Below are 20,505 nucleotides of genomic sequence, written 5' to 3' on the forward strand. Positions count from 1 at the left end.
ACGGCTTTAGACCGATGCGTTTCCTGGGGCGACCTAGGCTTTCACCTATGTCGATGTGCCAAGTAGGTCGAGAAACCGCACGGCCTGCATAAACTCGCCTTCACGATCATTACGGTTTTTCTGCGCCCAATAATCGGCGCCCCACAATTCTTCCTGCCACAACTCGTCGAGGCAGGCCGCGTTCCAAATGTCTTGGGCTGTTCCCTCCTGTTCCACAACCGCCATTGTTGCGATTAGTGATCCCGACAGATGGGCTAGCTTTGCCATGGCCGCGAGCTCGAACGTTCCGCGCGCCGCAACTGCCGCACGCAACTTTTCAAGGGTCGCGTCCGGTTGCGGCTTATGTATGATTCCTTCGACAATTACAAAGCTGACGTCGTAACGGCCCCGCGCCCAGTTAATCCAGGGGTCCCAAATTTCAGCCTGCCGATCTGCAAGCGCATCGCCTTTTGCGGCGCGATAGCACATAAGGTCGGTTTCTCCATATGCGGCGATGGCTGTGGCGAAGCTGCTGCGGTCGGGACCGATATGGTCAATCGCTGCATTGGCAAAACCTGTAATGGGCATTCGACCTGGATCGATGCTCTTTTCAACAGCATCCCATTCCGCGACCACAGCATCGGCCAATCTCTGCGTCGGCAGCGCAAGTTCGTTACGGGTCGGTGTCTTGACCGGTCGCCCGTCAAGCCGCACGGCATAGCCAAATGTGCTCTGCTCAAGCGTCACTTCTTTCCAGAAACGCCTCATATTTTTGGCGTGCTTTTCCATCGTTTGGACAGGAATACCGGTACCATCAGAAAATCGAACATCCCCACCAGAAACAGCACATAACCAGCCACTTTAGGAAGGCCGAAGGCTTCGCGAGCAATAACGGCAAGGCCGATAACCAACATGATCGCGCCGGTAATGCGGCAAATGTTGATAACCAAAAAGCGATATTGCGCCTTTGTTTCGTCTTCGGGTGTCATACAAAATCTCCCAACAAAGCGGCAAGTTCGTCCATGGATTCGGCAATGGCATCGGCACCAGCTGCGCGTAGTTCTTCCACCGGATGATAGCCCCAATTGACGCCGATGGTGCGCGTACCTGCCGCGCGGCCCATCTGGATGTCGTAAACCGTGTCCCCAATAACAACCGCCCGCCCTGCCGCCACGTCGGCATCGGCGAGCGCTTGATGAACCATCGAAGGATGGGGTTTCGAAGGATGCCGGTCGGCGGTTTGCAAGGTGACAAACAGTCCCTTGATTGCGTGATGGTCAAGGCAGCGTTCCAACCCGCGATCCGATTTGCCCGTTGCTACGCCCAGCAACCAGCCGCTTTCGTCCATTGATGCCAAAAGACCTGCCATGCCATCATAAAGAGGCTCATGCTCCAGCCCGTCATTTCGCAGGGCAAGATAGGAAGCACGATACAGTTCGACCATTTTGGTGTGTTTTATTGAATCTGCATTGGGCAAAAGTACACGCATTATTTCAAAGAGGCTAAGTCCAACAACCCGTCTGATTGCGTTACGGGCAGGTGGTGGCATTCCGGCTTGTTCAAAAGTATATTCCATTGCCAAACAGATATTCGCCTGACTGTCGACCAGTGTGCCGTCGCAATCAAATATCGCAAGCCTCGCCGTCACTTTTGCTTCACTTCTTCGCCACTGGCTTCTTGCCAATTGCTTTTTTAATCACGGGCTTTTTCGCAGCGATTTTCTTGCCCGTCGCCAACTGGCTACGCTTTTTGTCCTTTGGCTTGTCCATTACTGCACCGCGCGAACGGCGTTCGCCTTTTCGTTCCTTGCGGGCGGATTTCGCAATGTTGGCGGCAACACGCTTCTTGCCTTCGGCTGTTTCCGAAAATTTTGGCGCATCGAGCACCAATGCGTCGCCCAGTTCAATATCAAATCCAAGATCAGCAAAGCTGTCCTTCATATGTGGTGGCAGGTCGGCGCGCACATCAATCTGGTGCCCTTGTGGATGATCAATACGAAGCCGCCGTGCGTGCAGATGCATTTTGCGGCTGATCGTTCCGGTTAAAAACGCATCCTTGCCGCCATATTTTCCATCACCAACAATGGGATGTCCAATTGCGGCCATGTGCACGCGCAGTTGGTGCGTGCGGCCTGTATAAGGTTGTAATTCGACCCACGCACAGGCGTTTCCGGCGCGTTCCACGATACGATACCGTGTCCGTGCCGACTGCCCGTCCTTTTCATCGACATGCATTTTCTCGCCGCCGCTACCTGGTTGCTTGCCGATAGGCAGATCAATAAAACCATCGGCAATGGTGGGTACACCTACCACCAAGGCCCAATAAACTTTGCGCGCCGTGCGCGACGAAAATGCTTTGGCAAAATGTCCCGCTGATCGCGAAGTCCGCGCCAGCAGCAGCGCACCCGACGTATCTTTGTCCAGCCGGTGTACAAGCTTTGGTCGATTATCCAGTTCAAAACAGAGCGCATCCAACAGGCCGTCGACATGGTTCTCCGTCTTGGTTCCACCCTGCGTCGCCAACCCTGCGGGTTTGTTAATAACCAGCGCTGCATCGTCCTTGTGTATGACCATACTGAGGGCGAACTCCATTTCGTCCTCTGTTAACTCGCGCCGTTTACGAACGGGTCGCGCGCTTGCCGCTGCGGTTGTGTCTGCAGGTGGCACCCTGATCGCTTGTCCTGCCGACAAGCGATCACCCGGCGTTGCGCGTTTGCCATCCACCCGCAACTGTCCTGTCCGCGCCCAGCGTGAGACAATATTGAATGACGCGTCAGGTAAATGCCGCTTGAACCAGCGGTCGAGCCGGATACCGTCATCATCGGGCTGGACGACAAATTGCCGGATCCCTTTTTCCTCGCTCTTACTCATACCCATAATGCCTTTGCTGCCGTCATACCGGCAAATAATGCCCCTAAAGCGAGGAGGACCGAAGCCAGCGCATATCCGGCGGCCAGTTCCGTTTGCCCTTGCTCGATCATCTGTGCCATTTCCAGGCTGAATGCACTGAATGTCGTAAATCCGCCTAAAACCCCGACACCCACAAATAAGCGCAACGGTTCAGCCGAGTTATCGCCCCGCAACACCCACGCCGCCAGAACACCCATTGCCAAACCACCCAAAATATTTGCGGCAAAGGTCGACCAAGGCCAACCCTGCCCCGCATAAGGCAGAGCCCGCGACAAGCCAAAGCGCAACCCCGCCCCAATAGCTCCGCCCGACATAACAAGAATGATGGAATACATCCCGCCGCCTTAGCGGGCGAAGGCCGATATGGGAAGCGAGACGGTAAATGCTATGCACCATTGCCTTGGTATTCGGACAAAAAATAGGGCGGCACCTCTGCCGCCCCAGGCGCTTCGGTCTGTTTAACGCTTAACGGCCATTATTGGCCACGATGTCGACAATGGTGCCGCCACCGGCTTTTGCGTTGAAGGTAATGAAATAGGCTCCGCCGTCATTGTCCCGGGTTCCGCCCAGAACATGTTCGCCGGCGCGCAATTGATGTTCGGCGTTATAACCGGACTTGCGCGCTCGTGTGTAATAATAGTCGATAACATTCTGTATGGCGGCCGATGTGGAGAATGACACTACCCGAATGTCGCAAATGCCGCCATCCACGCCCCCGGCTTCTTTCACACGGCCTTGCGGATAGACCGGGAATTCGGCTGGCATTCTGTTTGCCCAGCCCGCGCCATATTGTAACTTGGCATCGCAAGTACCCTTGCCGCGCGTTACACCTTGATCTGCAGCAAGGCCACCGAGCGTCGCCGCACGGCGATCACCGCAATTGGTGCATTCTTCGGCCTTAACGACCGTTGCTTTGGGCGCACGCATCAACTTGGCGCCATCCAGCGCTTCGATAGATGCATCGCCTTCAAACCCGCTGTCCGCAGGTGTTGCACCCGATAATGGCTTGGTCGCGGCTTTGACCGTATTCATATTCGCATTGTCGGTCAGATCGGGATCAACCAAAATGCGGTCGTTCAACGCGGCATTGACTTCAGGATCGCTGCCCTTGCCGACCAACTGATTATCAAGATCCGCAACCGCAGCGTCATTTGCACCCTCTTCACCACAAGCGGCCAAAGGCAGGGCAAGCGCCACGCCCAGTAAAAGAGGAATTGTAAGGCGCGGGAAAGCACGCAGAAAGCTTGTTCCAGAATAGGTCATAGGTTCAAGCTGCGTTCATCGAGGAACAAAAGCTAGCCTTAAAGGTGGTTAACGCACCCGTTGAGTCGTATTTACCCTATGTGAGCGGTTACTATGTGCCAGCACGGGACAGACTGGGTGGCTGAGTTGATCAATATCGTCCCGGGCAAAGTCCAAATCATCAGCTGCGGTTCGGAAAAATTCGACAGCCGGACAAAAAACTGGCCTTATACCGACCGACCATATGTTAAATGGAAGGCGGCGCATTTCAACACGCGCCGCCATTTCCTTATTTCACGACGCCACGATAGCTGATTGACCGCTTTGCCCCTGCCGCGATTGAATCGGGGAAAACCCAGCGGACATGGGTTACATCATCCGGGGTAGCTGCACGTTCAACATCTGTGGTGCCTGAAGCATCTTTTGCTTTGACTTTCAGGTCAGCCAACTTGCCCCAATTGGTACCACCATCGACCGACAATTCGGCCCAATCTTCCGCGACCGAAGTGAAACGGACTGCATCGGGCAAGGGATTAACAGCCCTAAAGCCGGAGGCTGGCTCTTTACCAGAATTGCTGACGATCAATGTGAACAACACTTTGTCGCCTGGAACTACAGCAATTTCACCGGGACCGAATAGCTTTACCTGTTCTGCGCCTGTTGGGCCGGTTTCCACGCGTTCAATTTTTACATCACTGGTCAAAGTAACCGGAGATCGTTCGGCGGCCTGCGCCATTGCGGGTCCTGAAGACACCGTCGCGCCCGACATCAACACCACCAAAGGCGTCAAAAGATAAACGGTTTTCAACATTCTGTTTTTCATTACATTCCTGCCATATTCGAATGATTACAAACCGGGTCGCTGCAATTGTATCGCGGGTTGATAGCTAAAGGGTAGCAAAATCTGCATGACGGCCTGATAAAAATGGAGAAGATGATGACTGCCCCCAGCCCCGATACCATCGCAGCTTTAATGGATGCGGGCGGAGAAATGCCTGTTCGCGTAGTTCCGGGGGCTCGAGTCGAAAAAGCAGCGGTTGAGAATGGCGCGCTTAAAATCTGGATCAGAACCGCACCCGAAGACGGCAAGGCAAACAAGGCCGTGATCGAGCTGTTGGCGAAAATCATTTCGGTGCCGCGCAGTAATGTGGAGATCATCAAGGGACTGACCAGCCGTGACAAGCGCGTGCGGATAACCCTAAATCCTCTTAAATAACGCCAAAAACCGCCGTTTATTAGCGTTATGGTAACCATCGCGGTTTAGGGTGTATTTCTTATGAACCGGTTTCTTTTACCCTTGCCTGATGTGGAATGACGATGGCCGTCGCAAAACTCTTCCGTAGTTTCCCCGGTGTGGGCCCCAGTGATAGCGCACGGTACGGTTCTGTAGCCGTCATCACAGCGACTGATGCAAGCCGTCGGCTTGAAGTGCTCGACGACTTTGAACATGCCGGTATTGGCTGGCTTTGGGCGACCGATGCGGATTTCCGGTTGATCTATATTTCTGAAAATGCAGCGGAAAAATTGAATCGCCCGATCGAAGAATTGCTGGCGCAGCCGCTGACCACCTTGTTCGAAACCGACAGCAGCACCAGCGGCGAACGGTCCGACCGGCCTCTGAATTTCCAGTTGACCGCGCGCAACAAGATTATTGATCAGACAGTCCGCTTTGCCCTAAACATAGGGCAGGATGAGGGGCGGCACACATGGTGGTCGATCTCAGGTCATCCAAAATTCGACAAATCCGGAAGTTTTCAAGGCTATCGCGGCAGCGCGAAAGACATCACCGTCGAATATGAACGAAAGCTCGTCGACTCCCGTTTGGCCGAATTTGACTCACTGACCGGCCTTGCGAACCGCCACCGTATGGACAAAAAGCTGGAAAGCATATTGTCCGCTTACAAATCGGCCAAACGCAGCTGTACGCTCATCATGCTTGATCTAGATCGGTTCAAGCATGTTAACGACACGCTTGGCCATCCGGCGGGTGATGATCTGTTGTGTCAGGTCGCGCGGCGTTTGGAACGGGTCGTGGGCGCACGCGGCGAAATCGGCCGTTTGGGTGGCGACGAGTTCCAGATCATCCTGCCCGACCTTGATGACCGGGGCAAACTGGGCGAAATGGCCAACAAGATCATCCAAATCGTGTCGCAACCCTATACTATCGAGGATAAGCGCGCGACCATTGGCACCTCAGTCGGTATTGCGATTTCACCTTATGATGGCATCGACAAGCTGGACCTGATCCACAATGCCGACCTTGCACTATACGCCGCAAAAAATGGCGGACGCGGCCAGTTCCGCTTCTATTCTGCCGACCTGAAAGACGAGGCCGAAGAGCGCCGGCTGCTTGAAGAAGGTCTGCGCGACGCGCTTGCCAATGATATGCTGGAACTGCATTACCAGCCGGTCGTCCGCACCGAGGACAATATGGTCGTGACGTTCGAAGCGTTGATGCGCTGGGAACACCCCGAACGCGGTACCATTGGACCCGACGTTTTCGTACCCATTGCAGAAGAATCCGACCTTATAAACCAGATCGGTGCCTGGGCCCTGAACAAGGCATGCAAAGACGCGATGGCCTGGCCCAAATCGGTACGCGTTGCCGTCAATGTTTCAGCCGCCCAGTTCGCACATTCAGACCTGATCAACATCGTCACCCACGCACTCGAAACCGCTGGCCTTGAACCCAATCGCCTCGAACTCGAGCTCACCGAAAGCGTGTTCATGGGCGATGGAGAGACCATCGACGATATCTTTCGTGCGCTAAAGGATTTGGGCGTACGCCTTGCGCTGGACGATTTCGGCACCGGCTATTCTTCACTCAGCTATTTGCGCTCCGCTCCGTTTGACAAGATCAAGGTTGATCGCACCTTTGTCGACAGCTGCACCCAAAAAGACCAGAACAGCGCGAAGATCATCGCCGCCATCATTGGCCTGTCCGACGCTTTGGGAATGGAAACCACAGTTGAAGGCGTAGAAGCCTTTGACCAGTTAGAAGTCGTCAAATCCAAAGGGGCGCGCTTTATTCAGGGTTGGATTTATTCCAAGGCGTTGACCCAGGAAACCGTCATTCACCAATTGAAATGCGGCGAACTTAGGATCGAACCCGACGGCCCCGAACGCCACCGCCCCGAACGCCGGTCCGTGTTCCGTCGCATTGGCGTGATACATGACGATCACCGTTATGACGCGCTGATGCGGAACCTGTCAAAGACCGGCGCGTTGATCGACGGCTTGCTCGGTGTACCCGAAGGCACCGGCCTTGTGCTTGATTTGGGCGGCGGACAGCTTGTTGTCTCGACCGTGACACGTGCACAGGATGCATTGATCGCGGTCGAATTTGAAACCCCCTTGGTCAGCGACGGCGCCGGCGGCCTATGCACCCGCCACCGCATATCGCCTTACGTGCTCGCCGCCGCTACCTCTGTCGGCGCAACCCAGTCCAAGCCCTTATTTATGCAAGTCGCCGCCGTGTCCAGCCAAAGCGCAATGGATTTTCAGGACTGATGACGATAGCGCTCTTTTTTATATCACCCATAGCACCGTCATCCTGAACTTGGTTCAGGGTCCATTTCGCATACATCCCCGTACCTATATGATTGCATGCTCATGACGCAAAGAAGCGCCAGCTAGTCAACGACAGGGCAAAGCTGAACGATGGACCCTGAACCAAGTTCAGGGTAACAGGACCGATTGAAAATTTCTGTTCGGTTGGAAATACCCCCAACCCTTTACGCCCGGCCTGCAAAGCTGCCAAGACAACGCACAAATCAAAAGGAACCCCCATGATCCCCTTCGTCACCTTAACCGACACGCACGGCCAGAAAATCTCGGTCAATCCCGAAATAGTCCAATTCATCCGCACCGCCGACAACGCCCATGACGAATGCCTGATCGTCTTTGGCAAAGACCAACTCCTCCGCGTGCGCGGGACATTGGAGGAGGTAACAGAAGTTTTGCGGGAGGGGTGAATTTTGGGGTCGCTGCATAAGGCTCCCTGGACCAAACTCCCCTTCCCTTTCCTTTCCCTACACGCTAAGGCGCGCGCAGCAATCGAATCTCCCGCTTTTACGCTGGTTTGGCTGCCCGCTGATAACTGTAATGTAACCTTCGACATGCGATTGTCGAAGGGAGCGGGAGTAGCCGTTCCCCCATCCAGCAAAAAGCCCAACATCAAAGGGGTATATAACAATGACCGCAATCGGATTAGACAGCCTGCAAACCCGCTCCACCTTGACCGCTGGCGGCAAGACGGTGGATTATTTCTCTATCAAGAAAGTATCGGAAAAGCTGGGCGATGTGTCGCGTTTGCCCTTTTCGATGAAGGTCTTGCTTGAAAACCTGCTGCGCTTTGAAGATGGCGGTTTTACCGTTTCGGTAGACGATGTGCAGGCGCTGATCGATTGGCAGGCGGACCCCAAGTCCACCCGCGAAATCCAGTATCGCCCTGCCCGTGTGCTGTTGCAGGATTTTACCGGCGTGCCTTGCGTGGTCGATCTGGCCGCGATGCGTGATGCCATGAACAAGCTGGGCGGCGACGCGCAGAAGATCAATCCGCTGGTTCCCGTGCATCTGGTCATCGACCACTCGGTCATGGTCGATGAATTCGGCCACCCGAAAGCCGCCGAGCAGAATGTCGAGATCGAATATCAGCGCAATGCGGAGCGGTATGACTTCCTGAAATGGGGTTCAAAATCGCTCGCCAATTTCAAGGCAGTCCCTCCCGGGACGGGCATTTGCCATCAGGTCAATCTGGAACATATTGCACAGGCCGTCTGGACTTCCACAACGGATGATGGTGCCACCATTGCTTATCCCGATACCTGTGTTGGTACCGACAGTCACACAACGATGATCAACGGTCTGGGCGTGCTCGGATGGGGCGTAGGCGGCATCGAGGCGGAAGCAGCGATGTTGGGCCAGCCGGTTTCGATGTTGATCCCCGAAGTCGTCGGGTTCAAGCTGACCGGCGCATTGGCTGAGGGCGTGACCGCGACTGACCTCGTGCTGACCGCGACACAGATGCTGCGTGCCAAGGGCGTGGTCGGACGCTTTGTCGAATATTATGGCCCGGGCCTTGCCTCGCTCAGCCTTGCCGACCGCGCGACGCTTGCCAATATGGCGCCTGAATATGGCGCAACCTGCGGCTTCTTCGGCATTGATGAAAAGACGCTCGATTATCTGCGTCTCACGGGCCGCGATGAAGACCAGATTGCGTTGGTCGAGGCCTATGCCAAGGAACAAGGCCTGTGGGCCTATACCGATATGGCGGACCCCGTGTTCACCGATACGCTGTCGCTCGATGTGGCAACCGTGGTGCCTTCGCTTGCCGGGCCAAAACGGCCGCAAGACAAAGTTATCCTGACGCAGGTGGACGATGTGTTCAACGGCGACCTTTCCAATGTGTATAAGCATGACAGCGCCAAGCGTGTCGCGGTTGAAGGCAAGACGCATGATATTGGCGACGGCGACGTCGTGATTGCAGCGATTACATCATGCACCAATACTTCCAACCCATCGGTTCTGGTGGCCGCCGGTCTGGTAGCACGCAAGGCCAATGCTTTTGGCTTGCGGCCAAAGCCTTGGGTCAAAACGTCGCTCGCGCCGGGAAGCCAGGTGGTCACCGATTATCTCGACCGCGCGGGTCTGACCGCAGATCTGGACGCAATTGGCTTCAACCTGGTGGGCTATGGCTGCACCACCTGCATCGGCAATTCCGGTCCATTGGCCGAACCGATTTCCAACGCAATCAACGGCAATGACATTGTCGCTGCCTCGGTCATTTCGGGCAACCGCAATTTCGAAGGCCGCGTTTCCCCCGACGTGCGCGCCAACTTCCTCGCGTCGCCGCCGCTGGTTGTCGCTTATGCGCTGAAAGGCACGGTGACCGAAGATTTCACCACCACACCAATTGGTCAGGCGACCGACGGTAGCGACGTATTCCTGCGCGATATCTGGCCAACCAATCAGGAAGTGCACGATGTCATGACCGCCAACATCGACCGTTCGATGTTCACCGCGCGCTATGCCAAGGTCTATGAAGGTGACGCACATTGGCAGAAAATCCAGGTCGAAGGTTCGGACACCTATCAGTGGCGCGCTGGTTCCACCTATGTTGCGAACCCGCCCTATTTTGACGGCATGAGCATGACCCCGGCACCGGTGACCGACATTATCGAAGCCAAGCCGCTGGCAATTCTGGGTGACTCCATCACCACCGACCATATTTCGCCAGCCGGTTCGATCAAGGCGGACTCGCCTGCGGGCAAGTTCCTGATGGAGCATCAGGTCAGCAAGGCTGATTTCAACAGCTATGGTGCACGTCGTGGCCACCACGAAGTCATGATGCGCGGCACCTTTGCCAATATCCGCATCAAGAACGAAATGGTCCCCGGTATTGAAGGTGGCATGTCCAGCTATGCAGGCGAAGTCATGCCGATCTACGACGCCGCCATGCGCCACAAGGCCGACGGAACGCCGCTGGTCGTCATCGCAGGCAAGGAATATGGCACGGGTTCAAGCCGTGACTGGGCCGCAAAGGGTACCAATCTGCTCGGTGTACGCGCCGTGATCGTTGAAAGCTTTGAGCGTATTCACCGCTCAAACCTCGTCGGCATGGGTGTCTTGCCTTTGCAGTTCCAAGAAGGCGAAAACCGCGGAAGCCTGGGCCTTACAGCCGATGACAGCTTTACTATCAGAAACGTCTCGAAGCTTCAGCCGCGTCAAATAGTGACCGTCGACGTAACCCGCAAGGATGGCTCGACCTTCACCTTCGACACGCTGTGCCGGATCGATACAGCGAACGAGATCGAGTATTTCATGAACGGCGGCATCCTGCACTATGTGCTCCGGAAACTCGCGGCTTAAGACACGGGTCTAGACCCGGGCGAGAATTGACAGCGCCGCCTTCAAATGCGGCGCGTCGATCATCTTGCCATCCAGTTGTAGAACCCCAGCACCGGGATTGGCAGCGAAAGCGTCGACTACCTTCTGTGCGTGCTCTAATTGTTGCGTCGATGGCGTGAATGCACTGTTGATTATCGCAACTTGGGACGGATGAATGGCAAGCATTCCGGTGAAGCCATCCCGGGCAGCGCGTGCAACATATCCGTCTAACGCATCGGCATCGCTGATATTTGGAAATACCGTATCGATAGCCGCGACACCTGCGGCATGGGCGGCGAACAAGGTCAGCGAACGGACGAGTTCATAAGGCGCGGTATAGCTTCCATCAGGCTCCCGCGAAGTTGCAGCGCCGACAGCAGCGGGCAGGTCTTCGGCCCCCCAGCTAACCCCGGCCAACCAAGGCGTAACCTCGCGCAAACTGCCAAGGTCGAAAACAGCGCCGGGCGTTTCGGTGGCAATGGGCAAAATCGGCGGCGCTTCACCATCAGGATTATCTGCGACAGCAGCCGCTTCGGCACGCAACCAGTTTATCGAGCGGGCACCTTCCGCCTTTGGCAGAACGATACCGTCCGGTAAGAACGGCAGCACGGATGCGAGGTCATCATGCGTTAAATGGCTGTCTTGTGGATTGACCCGAACGAACACAGGCACTGGTCGGTCACCGGACAGATATTCCGCCGTCGCCTCACGCGCCGAAACCTTTTTGTCTAACGCTACCGAATCTTCTAAATCGATAATGATGGCATCAGCCAAGCTGGCCGAAGCCTTGGCAAAACGTTCAGGCCGGTCGCCGGGCACGAAGAGGAGAGAGCGGAGCTTCATGGGTTTAAGCCTTATATGTTTCACCGGTACACTGGCCTTTTCGAAAAGCTTATAAACATGAGCTTTCGGTCGACCTGTCGTTAAGGTTACGCGCTTTCGCTTCGCTTTAACAGTGCAGCGCGTTCGCAACTGCACACCACCTCGTCGTGCTGGTTGAGACAGCGGTGAAGGAAAGTGATGACACCTGCGTCAGGCCGCGATTTGCTCTCCTTTAAAGCTATCACTTCGGTTTCGGCCCGGAGAGTGTCGCCGAGGAACACGGGCTTTGGCATGACGAGCTTGTCGTACCCCAAATTGGCGACCAATGTACCCAAAGTCGTGTCGCCGACTGATAGGCCGACCATAAGGGCAAAGGTGAAAGTGCCGTTGACGAGGATCTGCCCAAACTCGCTGGCCTTGGCCGCCTCAGCGTCGATGTGCAGCGGTTGCGGGTTGTGCGTCATGACCGAGAACAGCAGATTATCGGTCTCAGTCACCGTGCGGCGGATTTCATGGATGATGGTATCGCCGATTTGCCATTGGTTGAAGTATCTACCAGCCATCACCCTACCCTTAGTCCGTCATGCTGAACTTGTTTCAGCATCTTACTTTTTCGCCACCACAAATTAAGACCCTGAAACAAGTTCAGGGTGACGGATGTGGTTTGGAGTGCGGCTACGGGGGTCACTCCACCGCCTCGATCCGCACCAACAAAGCCTCAACCTGCACCTGCGCGCCAGCTTCGGCGTTCAGCACCGCCACTACGCCGTCGAACGGCGCGGTGAGGCTATGCTCCATCTTCATCGCCTCAAGCGTAAGGAGTTTCTGGCCCTTTATAACGCTTTGGCCGGCGGTGACATCGACCGCAATGACGCGGCCTGGCATGGGGGAGAGGATGTCGCCGTCATGGTTGCCGTGATGACCTGTTCCATCGACGCGGCTCGGGCGCAAAACCAATGTCCGGCCATTATCATCGACGAGAAAACCTTCAGCCACCGTCTCGACCCAAGGGAGGCTAGCTATCGATGGCTCAAGAAACCGGACCTCGTATTCCTTTGAGCCATCAGTGAGCGACACCACGACGAGCCGCTTCGCGGAGTTAAGGCGAAAACCGACCAGACCTGCTGGACGTTGCGGATCGCGGCCAAGGTATGTCTTTCGGATGTCTTCTGGATGCCCGCCAAGTGCGCCGTCCAGAACCATCAGGGCTGCTGCCTGCAAAGCGCTTTCGCTCGGCGCGTCCTCGGGCTGCAGCACGTCCAGCTTCCGTGCAATGAGGCCGGTGTCCAAATCCGCCGACGTGAAATCGTCGTCACGAAGAAGTTTTGTCAAAAAGGCGGCATTCGTTTTTACCGGCCAGCAACGCACCTTCTCACAAGTCTTCGCAAGCCCCTCGCGGGCTTCGTCGCGATTGTCACCGTGCACAATGAGCTTCGCAATCATCGGGTCGTAAAAGGGCGAAATTTGGTCACACGGCGTCACACCGGTTTCAATCCGCCCCTCCGTCCGCCAAGCGGTCGATAGGTCGAAATGGGTCAATGGTCCCACGCTCGGCAAGAACCCCTTCGCCGGATCCTCCGCATATAACCGCGCCTCCATCGCCCAGCCATTGATACGCAATTCGTCTTGCCGCTTGGGCAACGCCTCCCCGCTCGCCACGCGCAGCTGCCACTCCACCAGATCGACGCCGGTAATCTCCTCGGTCACCGGGTGTTCGACCTGCAGCCGCGTGTTCATTTCCATGAACCAGATGCGGTCGGCGCGCAGGCCTTCGGATGCGTCGGCGATGAACTCGATGGTGCCTGCGCCAACATAGTCGACTGCCTTAGCCGCCTTGACCGCCGCCGCGCAGAGCTGTTCGCGGGTCGCCTCATCCATGCCGGGCGCGGGGGCTTCTTCAATTACCTTCTGGTGGCGGCGTTGCAGCGAACAGTCGCGTTCGAACAAATGGACGATGTTGCCATGCGTGTCGCCAAACACCTGCACCTCGATATGGCGCGGGCGTTGGATATATTTCTCGATCAGGACATGGGCGTTGCCGAACGAGGCGGTGGCCTCACGCTGGCAACTGGCGAGCGCATCCGCGAATTCGGCTGCATCCTCGACTTTACGCATGCCCTTGCCGCCGCCACCCGCGACCGCCTTGATCAGCACGGGATAGCCGATTTCAGCGGCTTGTTTCCCAAGAAACGCCGGGTCCTGGTTCTCGCCCATATAGCCCGGGGTGACGGGCACGCCCGCCTCGGCCATCAATTTCTTGGCCGCATCCTTCAGCCCCATCGCGGTGATGCTGTCAGGCGCTGGCCCGACCCAGATCAGCCCCGCATCGATCACGGCCTGGGCAAATTCGGCATTTTCGGAGAGGAAGCCATAGCCCGGATGGATCGCCTCCGCGCTCGTAGCCTTGGCGGCGGCGATGATCTTCTCGCCCACCAAATAGCTCTCGCGCGCCGGAGACGGCCCGATATGCACCGCTTCATCGGCCTGCCGCACATGCAGCGCCTTGGCATCCGCGTCCGAATAGACCGCAATGGTGCGAATACCCATCGCCCGCGCTGTGCGAATGATCCGGCAGGCAATTTCGCCCCGGTTAGCGATGAGGAGGCTTTTCATCATGCGTTCTTCTCAATTCCTCCCCGAGCTTGTCTCGGGGAGGGGGACCGCCCTGTGTTAGCAGGGTGGTGGAGGGGCAGGCGCGATAGCGCCAATCTCAGAATGCCATCGGCAACCGCGTTGGCATCTTTAAGCACTTCCGTCGCCGGTATCCGCACTGTGTCGATCCCCTTCGAGCGAAGCCAGGCATCCCTGTTGAAGTCTCGTTCGGGATTGTCACCCATGTCATGCGCAATGCCGTCAATCTCGAACACCAGTCGCGCGTCGGAACAATAAAAGTCCATGCCAATCCTACTGCTGGGATGTTGCCTTCGAAACTTAACTCCTTGCGGCTGACCGCGAAGCAAACGCCACAGCAGCACCTCAGGTAAAGTCATCTCCTTCCGCAATTTCCGCGCGCGAGCGACAGAACCGGCAGTAGGTTTCGGTGCAAGATCCTTAAGCATCGCAAGCCCCTCCACCACCGCCTTCGGCGGCGGTCCCCCTCCCCGAGACAAGCTCGGGGAGGATTTGCAAGCTTCTTCCATTCAATGAATGCTCTTTGTTCAGTGAAGCAATCCAATGTCGCTCTCGACTATTTAGTTCTTCGCGGGAACAGTTCTCAACAATTTCGAGTCTAATCGGCTTCTCGCAAGACACAGCTGCTGCAAGCGCTGTATGAATCCGCCGGAAGCCGGATGGGTTCTGTGGTCGATAAGGCTTCCCACCGAGCAACCTGCTGACGTTGCGCTCGTATGCGCCCAATGGTCGGCTTGCACGAGTATAACGGCCAACGTAAACCGCCTTGCCGTCGATCCACCAGCGGTAGATGCCAGGCAGCGCGCACGTGGCGTTGGTTTGATCAGGCTCAGGCAAATACCTCACATCCGGAACACCCCGAACCGGGGCACCTCCTCGACCGGGGCATTTAACGCCGCCGCCAGCGCCAGCCCCAGCACATCCCTCGTCTGCGCCGGGTCGATAATCCCGTCGTCCCACATCCGCGCGGTGGCGTAATAGGGGTTGCCTTCATCTTCATATTTCTGGCGGATCGGGGCCTTGAAGGCTTCGGCGTCTTCAGCGCTCCATTTCTCCGCATCGCGGTGGACGGTCGCGAGCACGCTCGCCGCCTGTTCGCCGCCCATAACGCTGATCCGCGCATTGGGCCAGGTGAAGAGGAAGCGTGGGCTATAGGCGCGCCCGCACATGCCGTAATTGCCCGCACCAAAGCTGCCGCCGATCAGCACGGTGATCTTGGGCACGCTGGCGGTGGCAACGGCGGTAACGAGTTTTGCGCCATGCTTCGCGATCCCCTCCGCCTCATATTTGCCGCCGACCATGAAGCCGCTGATATTTTGCAGGAACAATAAGGGTATCCGCCGCTGGCACGCAAGTTCGATGAAATGCGCGCCCTTGACCGCACTTTCGCTAAACAGCACGCCGTTATTGGCGAGGATCGCGACCGGCATTCCCCATATATGCGCGAAGCCACAGACCAATGTGCTGCCATAAAGCGCCTTGAATTCGTGAAACTCGCTGCCGTCGACGAGGCGGGCGATGACTTCGTGAACGTCATAGGGCGCGCGGACGTCGTCGGGAATGACCCCGTAAAGTTCATCCGCGTCATATTTGGGCGGTCGCGGGTCTTTGAGGTCGATGTCGGGTTTGTGGATGGGGCCAAGGTGCGAAATGATATCGCGCACGATCGTCAGCGCATGTTCGTCATTCTCCGCCACATGATCGACCACACCCGATTTGCGGCCATGCAGGTCGCCGCCACCCAGATCCTCAGCGCTGATTTCTTCACCCGTCGCGGCCTTCACCAACGGCGGGCCGGCCAGAAATATTGTGCCCTGATTGCGGACGATCACGCTCTCGTCGGACATCGCAGGAACATAAGCGCCGCCAGCGGTGCAACTACCCATGACGCAGGCGATTTGCGGAATACCCTTGGCGCTCATGTTCGCCTGATTGAAGAAAATGCGCCCGAAATGGTCGCGGTCGGGAAATACCTCGTCCTGATGCGGCAGGTTTGCGCCGCCGCTGTCGACGAGATAAATGCACGGGAGGCGGTTGGCTTCGGCAATTTCCTGGGCGCGCAGATGCTTTTTGACGGTCATAGGATAATATGTGCCGCCCTTCACCGTCGCATCGTTGCAAACAATCATACACTGGCGGCCCGATACACGTCCGATGCCGCAGATCAGGCTCGCGCCATGCACATCACCTTCATACATGGCATTGGCCGCAAGCTGGCCGATCTCCAGAAATGGCGAACCCGGATCGAGCAGCCGCTCCACCCGCTCTCGCGGCAACAGCTTGCCTCGTGAAACGTGCCGCTCGCGTGACTTCTCGTTACCGCCCAATGCAGCCTTTGCAACCTTTGCCCAAAGTTCGTCACGCAACGCACGGTTGTGCGCGGAACGGGATCGATACTCGTCGCTCTCTACATTAGCGCTCGTTTCGAGAACCGGCGCGCTCATTTGAAAGCCTCCACCGGCGGTGTATAGAAAACCTGCGCGCCCGGCCCAAGTGGCAAGTCGAAGGTGACCCAAGTCACCGTCATTGTCAGCCCGACAACCATGAAACTGAGCGCATAGGGCAACATGAGCGCGAGCAGCGACCCAACGCCCAGCGTCTTGTCATAGCGCCGTGCAAAGGCCAAAATCAGTGGAAAATAGCTCATCAATGGGGTCATGATATTCGTGTAACTATCTCCCATACGGTAAGCGGCCGTCGTCATCTCGGGGCTTATGCCCAGAAGCATGAATTTAGGCACGACCACAGGCGCCATGGCACTCCATTTTGCGGCTGCCGAACCAATGAACAGATCGAGGAACGACGAGACGAATTGCACGCCCGCCAGCAACAAAGGTGCCGGTACGTTCATCTGCTGGAGCACCAGCGCCCCATCAATTGCGAAGATCGGTCCCAATCGCGACCAGTTAAACATCGCAACAAAATGCGCGGCGAAAAACACGAATACCAGATAGGGCGCAAGCATCCGCACCCCTTCTTGCATCATCACGACGACATCCGACGAATTTTTGATTGTCCCGACCGCGCGCCCGAATGCGATGCCAGTGACCAGAAACAGCAAGAAAAATCCTGCGACAAGAGCGGCGTAAAAAGGCTGAAGCCGCGCGGGCCCTGCCTGCGTTTCATCAATCAGCGGTGTGTATTCCGGCCAAAGCGCGAGTGCCGCAAACGCCGAAACAATCACCAATTCGGCGAACCCTGCTGCGCGCAGGCCGCGCCGTTCTGCGGGTGTGACTTCGGAACGCGCAAGCTCTGCCTTAAGTTCTTCGTCCGGAACGCCGCCCCACACCCCAAGGCGCGGCTCCACAACGCGATCGGTAATGTACCAAATGATCGGCGTGAAAACGACAACGATCGTAAGGATGAACCACCAGTTACCGAGCGGATTCATCGTCCATGCCGGGTCGATGATCCGCGCCGCTTCCTGCGTAAAGCCAAATAGCAGCACATCCATCTGGCCAGGCGTGACGTTTCCGGCAAAGCCCCCTGAAACCCCAGCGAACGCCGCCGCCAGCCCTGCCAACGGATGCCGCCCGACGCTGGCGTACAGAATTGCGGCAAGCGGAATGAACACCACATAGGCGGCGTCGGATGCATGATGGCTCACCATTCCGATGATCGCAACGATGGGAGTGAGGATGACCCGCGGCGCGTTACGCAGCGAGATGCGGATCAGCGCCGAGAACATCCCTGATCGTTCAGCCACAGCCGCGCCGAGAATGAGGGTCATGACTAGCCCAAGCGGCGCAAATCCGGTCAGTGTGCGCGGCATTTCGGTCAGCAGCCGCGCAATATTTTCTTCGGAAAACAGGCTTGTCGCACTGTAAGTCAGCACGCCGCCTTTCAACTCGCCCCATTGCGGCGCAGTTTCACCCGTATAGGCAAGCGACGCCGTCCAGCCGAGCACCTGCCCCAGCGCAGATAGCAGCATCAGGAATAAAATGAGCCACAGGAATATTATCGCAGGGTCGGGCAATTTGTTGCCCAACCGCTCGATTGCTCCCAGAAAGCCGCGCTGTTGCGGTGAAGATGCGATTGTCATATGTGGACTATAGCGTCCGCTTTTGTCTTGGGAATATGTAACTTTGTTACGAGAACCGCCCCTGCAGTTCGTAAAGCGCCAACGCCGCTTTTGCAGCCTCTCCGCCCTTGTCCTTTTGCTTGGGATCAGCGCGCACCAGCGCCTGCTCTTCATTTTCTACGGTCAAAATTCCGTTGCCGATCGCGATTCCGTCCATCGTGAGCGCCATGATTCCGCGGGCACTTTCGCCAGCCACGATTTCAAAATGATAGGTTTCGCCGCGGATCACGACCCCGATGGCGACAAAACCGTCATATTGCCGGCTTTCGGCCGCCATCGCGATTGTACCAGGCAGCTCGAGCGCACCCGGAACGGTAATAACGTCCACTTCATGCCCAGCCGACTTTAATGCTGCCTTGGCTCCGGCCACGAGCATGTCGTTCAAATGATCGTAAAAACGTGCTTCAACTATAAGGAACTTCGCCATTATTCGCCTCCGGTGCCAGGTATCGGCCGCTCGCCTACAATGGAGAGTCCATAACCTTCAAGCCCCACCAATGTGTGATGTGTATTTGTGAGCAAGACCATATCTTGTACACCCAATTCGGTCAGGATCTGGGCACCACCGCCATAATCTCGCAATTCCTCGACTTCCGGCGCACCAGCTTGTTTGCCTTCGGCCCGCAATTGCATGAAACGCGTCACAATGCCTTTCATAGGCTTGTTGATGACAACAACCACGCCAGCCCCTTCAGCAGCAATCGCTTCCATGGAACGCGACAATAAGCCAGCCCGTTCATTTTCTTCACCGAAAACATCCACGAACATAGACATGGTGTGCATACGCACCAACGTTGGTTTATCAGGATCAACTCGGCCTTTGACCAGCGCCATCGTCTCGTCGCCAGTCGCTTTGTTATAGAAAGTCATCGCCGTCCATTCGCCGCCCCAACGGCTGTTAAACTTCATTTCCGCACGCTTTTCGACCAAATGGTCATGCTTGCGGCGATAAGCGATCAGGTCTCGGATGGTCCCCATCTTCAGGCCGTGCAGGCGCGCAAATGATACAAGATCGTCCATCCGCGCCATCGTACCATCGTCTTTCATGATCTCGCAAATGACACTGGAGGGATTGAGTCCAGCTAAGCGAGAAATATCACAGCCAGCTTCGGTATGCCCTGCCCTTACCAACACGCCGCCGTCACGGGCAATCAACGGGAATACATGACCTGGCGTCACAATGTCGTCCCGACCTTTCGAAGCATCAATTGCAACAGATACTGTCCGTGCACGATCGGCAGCGCTGATCCCTGTGGTTACGCCCTCACGCGCCTCGATAGATGTCGTGAACGCCGTTTCATGCCGTGTCCCATTGGCGCGGCTCATTAAATCCAGACCCAGTTGTTCGACCCGGTTTTTGGTGAGCGTGAGGCAAATCAATCCGCGCCCATGGGTTGCCATGAAATTGACGGCATCAGGTGTCGCCATTTGCGCCGGAATGATAAGATCACCTTCATTTTCCCGATCTTCGTCATCAACCAATATGTACATGCGGCCGTTGCGCGCTTCTTCGATAATTTCTTCAATCGGTACCAGCGCCGGTGTGTCGTCATTGGAAAACAAATAGCTCTCCAGCTTGCGTAGCGTCTCGGCCGTCGGGTTCCAATCGGGCTGGTCCAGGTCACGCAAGGTGTTGGCATGAAGGCCGGCCGCTCGGGCCAAGCCGGAGCGAGAGAGACCACCATCATGCACCAGGGCGCGAAGTTTTGCGATAAGTTGTGTAGACATGAATCGGTATTTTTCACATTATGGTGTGATTGTCAAAAGGTAAATTCACATTACAGCATTGTTAATTACCCCCCAAGGACAAAGCTGTTTCGCTGTTTCTTTTGCTCATGCCTTGCATCAAATTAACGCTCATTGCATAATCGCAACCGTAATAAAGAACGAAAAACAGCACATCTGCTTGGCATCACATTGTATTTCCCACATTGAAAGCATGTTTTGATCAAT

General features: G+C 56.3%; 19 protein-coding genes. 4 read left to right on the top strand and 15 right to left on the bottom strand.

From position 1 onward, the window contains the following. Window positions 1–45 precede the first annotated feature (45 nt). The 7 genes from EUU23_RS05330 to EUU23_RS05360 form a co-directional block, all read right to left on the bottom strand. On the bottom strand, window positions 46–747 hold the full coding sequence (locus EUU23_RS05330) for an ATP12 family chaperone protein (RefSeq protein WP_160353027.1): 702 nt from the start codon (window positions 745–747) through the stop codon (window positions 46–48). Continuing rightward, window positions 744–968: a hypothetical protein gene (locus tag EUU23_RS05335; RefSeq protein ID WP_160353028.1), complete on the bottom strand. Its 225-nt coding sequence runs from the start codon at window positions 966–968 to the stop codon at window positions 744–746. Before EUU23_RS05335 ends, EUU23_RS05330 begins: the two co-directional genes overlap by 4 nt. Continuing rightward, window positions 965–1,627, bottom strand: coding sequence for an HAD-IA family hydrolase (locus EUU23_RS05340; RefSeq protein WP_160353029.1), 663 nt, complete (start codon window positions 1,625–1,627; stop codon window positions 965–967). The genes EUU23_RS05335 and EUU23_RS05340 overlap by 4 nt, the downstream gene beginning before the upstream one ends. Window positions 1,628–1,634: 7 nt before the next feature. After that, window positions 1,635–2,849 (bottom strand): RluA family pseudouridine synthase, encoded by a 1,215-nt coding sequence (locus EUU23_RS05345; RefSeq protein WP_160353030.1) that lies wholly within the window; start codon window positions 2,847–2,849, stop codon window positions 1,635–1,637. Next, complete coding sequence (locus tag EUU23_RS05350) at window positions 2,846–3,223, bottom strand: fluoride efflux transporter FluC (RefSeq protein ID WP_160353031.1); 378 nt, start codon at window positions 3,221–3,223, stop codon at window positions 2,846–2,848. The genes EUU23_RS05345 and EUU23_RS05350 overlap by 4 nt, the downstream gene beginning before the upstream one ends. 130 nt (window positions 3,224–3,353) lie before the next feature. Next, the gene (locus EUU23_RS05355) at window positions 3,354–4,151 is read right to left on the bottom strand and encodes a hypothetical protein (protein WP_160353032.1); all 798 of its coding nucleotides are present in this window, start codon (window positions 4,149–4,151) and stop codon (window positions 3,354–3,356) included. 268 nt (window positions 4,152–4,419) lie between these two features. Further along, window positions 4,420–4,941 carry a DUF11 domain-containing protein gene (locus EUU23_RS05360; RefSeq protein ID WP_218939505.1) on the bottom strand — a complete coding sequence of 174 codons (522 nt, stop codon included), beginning with the start codon at window positions 4,939–4,941 and terminating at the stop codon, window positions 4,420–4,422. A gap of 126 nt (window positions 4,942–5,067) precedes the next feature. Between EUU23_RS05360 and EUU23_RS05365 the strand changes: the two genes are divergently transcribed. The 4 genes from EUU23_RS05365 (at window position 5,068) to acnA (ending at window position 11,000) form a co-directional block, all read left to right on the top strand. Next, window positions 5,068–5,346, top strand: a complete 279-nt coding sequence (locus EUU23_RS05365) for a DUF167 domain-containing protein (RefSeq protein ID WP_218939506.1) — start codon at window positions 5,068–5,070, stop codon at window positions 5,344–5,346. A 95-nt stretch (window positions 5,347–5,441) separates the two neighbouring features. Beyond that, complete coding sequence (locus tag EUU23_RS05370; protein WP_246156113.1) at window positions 5,442–7,640, top strand: putative bifunctional diguanylate cyclase/phosphodiesterase; 2,199 nt, start codon at window positions 5,442–5,444, stop codon at window positions 7,638–7,640. A 278-nt stretch (window positions 7,641–7,918) separates the two neighbouring features. Next, window positions 7,919–8,104, top strand: a complete 186-nt coding sequence (locus EUU23_RS05375) for a hypothetical protein (RefSeq protein ID WP_160353036.1) — start codon at window positions 7,919–7,921, stop codon at window positions 8,102–8,104. Window positions 8,105–8,324: 220 nt separating this feature from the next. Further along, window positions 8,325–11,000 carry an aconitate hydratase AcnA gene (acnA, locus tag EUU23_RS05380; RefSeq protein ID WP_160353037.1) on the top strand — a complete coding sequence of 892 codons (2,676 nt, stop codon included), beginning with the start codon at window positions 8,325–8,327 and terminating at the stop codon, window positions 10,998–11,000. Window positions 11,001–11,009: 9 nt separating this feature from the next. Here the strand turns inward: acnA and EUU23_RS05385 are convergent, their stop codons facing one another. From EUU23_RS05385 to ribB, 8 genes are all read right to left on the bottom strand, one after another. Continuing rightward, window positions 11,010–11,861 (bottom strand): HpcH/HpaI aldolase/citrate lyase family protein, encoded by an 852-nt coding sequence (locus tag EUU23_RS05385; RefSeq protein WP_160353038.1) that lies wholly within the window; start codon window positions 11,859–11,861, stop codon window positions 11,010–11,012. An 86-nt stretch (window positions 11,862–11,947) separates the two neighbouring features. Continuing rightward, window positions 11,948–12,403 carry a MaoC family dehydratase gene (locus EUU23_RS05390; protein WP_160353039.1) on the bottom strand — a complete coding sequence of 152 codons (456 nt, stop codon included), beginning with the start codon at window positions 12,401–12,403 and terminating at the stop codon, window positions 11,948–11,950. Window positions 12,404–12,524: 121 nt separating this feature from the next. After that, on the bottom strand, window positions 12,525–14,456 hold the full coding sequence (locus tag EUU23_RS05395; protein WP_160353040.1) for an acetyl/propionyl/methylcrotonyl-CoA carboxylase subunit alpha: 1,932 nt from the start codon (window positions 14,454–14,456) through the stop codon (window positions 12,525–12,527). Beyond that, window positions 14,453–14,980 carry an endonuclease domain-containing protein gene (locus tag EUU23_RS05400; protein ID WP_343032681.1) on the bottom strand — a complete coding sequence of 176 codons (528 nt, stop codon included), beginning with the start codon at window positions 14,978–14,980 and terminating at the stop codon, window positions 14,453–14,455. The genes EUU23_RS05395 and EUU23_RS05400 overlap by 4 nt, the downstream gene beginning before the upstream one ends. Before the next feature lie 333 nt (window positions 14,981–15,313). Then, window positions 15,314–16,915: a carboxyl transferase domain-containing protein gene (locus EUU23_RS05405; RefSeq protein ID WP_160353041.1), complete on the bottom strand. Its 1,602-nt coding sequence runs from the start codon at window positions 16,913–16,915 to the stop codon at window positions 15,314–15,316. Further along, window positions 16,912–18,513 (bottom strand): AbgT family transporter, encoded by a 1,602-nt coding sequence (locus EUU23_RS05410; RefSeq protein WP_160353042.1) that lies wholly within the window; start codon window positions 18,511–18,513, stop codon window positions 16,912–16,914. Before EUU23_RS05410 ends, EUU23_RS05405 begins: the two co-directional genes overlap by 4 nt. Before the next feature lie 46 nt (window positions 18,514–18,559). Beyond that, window positions 18,560–18,979 (bottom strand): 6,7-dimethyl-8-ribityllumazine synthase, encoded by a 420-nt coding sequence (gene ribH / locus EUU23_RS05415; RefSeq protein WP_160353043.1) that lies wholly within the window; start codon window positions 18,977–18,979, stop codon window positions 18,560–18,562. Continuing rightward, the gene (gene ribB / locus EUU23_RS05420) at window positions 18,979–20,280 is read right to left on the bottom strand and encodes a 3,4-dihydroxy-2-butanone-4-phosphate synthase (protein WP_160353044.1); all 1,302 of its coding nucleotides are present in this window, start codon (window positions 20,278–20,280) and stop codon (window positions 18,979–18,981) included. Before ribB ends, ribH begins: the two co-directional genes overlap by 1 nt. Between the last annotated feature and the right edge of the window lie 225 nt (window positions 20,281–20,505).

Source organism: Sphingorhabdus profundilacus (assembly GCF_009769755.1).
GTDB lineage: Bacteria > Pseudomonadota > Alphaproteobacteria > Sphingomonadales > Sphingomonadaceae > Sphingorhabdus_B > Sphingorhabdus_B profundilacus.

Coding starts and splice junctions, on each gene's coding strand:
- EUU23_RS05330 (WP_160353027.1), bottom strand. CDS start 747: ATGAGGCGTTTCTGGAAAGAAGTGACGCTTGAGCAGAGCACATTTGGC.
- EUU23_RS05335 (WP_160353028.1), bottom strand. CDS start 968: ATGACACCCGAAGACGAAACAAAGGCGCAATATCGCTTTTTGGTTATC.
- EUU23_RS05345 (WP_160353030.1), bottom strand. CDS start 2,849: ATGAGTAAGAGCGAGGAAAAAGGGATCCGGCAATTTGTCGTCCAGCCC.
- EUU23_RS05350 (WP_160353031.1), bottom strand. CDS start 3,223: ATGTATTCCATCATTCTTGTTATGTCGGGCGGAGCTATTGGGGCGGGG.
- EUU23_RS05355 (WP_160353032.1), bottom strand. CDS start 4,151: ATGACCTATTCTGGAACAAGCTTTCTGCGTGCTTTCCCGCGCCTTACA.
- EUU23_RS05360 (WP_218939505.1), bottom strand. CDS start 4,941: ATGTTGAAAACCGTTTATCTTTTGACGCCTTTGGTGGTGTTGATGTCG.
- EUU23_RS05365 (WP_218939506.1), top strand. CDS start 5,068: ATGACTGCCCCCAGCCCCGATACCATCGCAGCTTTAATGGATGCGGGC.
- EUU23_RS05370 (WP_246156113.1), top strand. CDS start 5,442: ATGACGATGGCCGTCGCAAAACTCTTCCGTAGTTTCCCCGGTGTGGGC.
- EUU23_RS05375 (WP_160353036.1), top strand. CDS start 7,919: ATGATCCCCTTCGTCACCTTAACCGACACGCACGGCCAGAAAATCTCG.
- acnA (WP_160353037.1), top strand. CDS start 8,325: ATGACCGCAATCGGATTAGACAGCCTGCAAACCCGCTCCACCTTGACC.
- EUU23_RS05385 (WP_160353038.1), bottom strand. CDS start 11,861: ATGAAGCTCCGCTCTCTCCTCTTCGTGCCCGGCGACCGGCCTGAACGT.
- EUU23_RS05390 (WP_160353039.1), bottom strand. CDS start 12,403: ATGGCTGGTAGATACTTCAACCAATGGCAAATCGGCGATACCATCATC.
- EUU23_RS05395 (WP_160353040.1), bottom strand. CDS start 14,456: ATGATGAAAAGCCTCCTCATCGCTAACCGGGGCGAAATTGCCTGCCGG.
- EUU23_RS05400 (WP_343032681.1), bottom strand. CDS start 14,980: ATGGAAGAAGCTTGCAAATCCTCCCCGAGCTTGTCTCGGGGAGGGGGA.
- EUU23_RS05405 (WP_160353041.1), bottom strand. CDS start 16,915: ATGAGCGCGCCGGTTCTCGAAACGAGCGCTAATGTAGAGAGCGACGAG.
- EUU23_RS05410 (WP_160353042.1), bottom strand. CDS start 18,513: ATGACAATCGCATCTTCACCGCAACAGCGCGGCTTTCTGGGAGCAATC.
- ribH (WP_160353043.1), bottom strand. CDS start 18,979: ATGGCGAAGTTCCTTATAGTTGAAGCACGTTTTTACGATCATTTGAAC.
- ribB (WP_160353044.1), bottom strand. CDS start 20,280: ATGTCTACACAACTTATCGCAAAACTTCGCGCCCTGGTGCATGATGGT.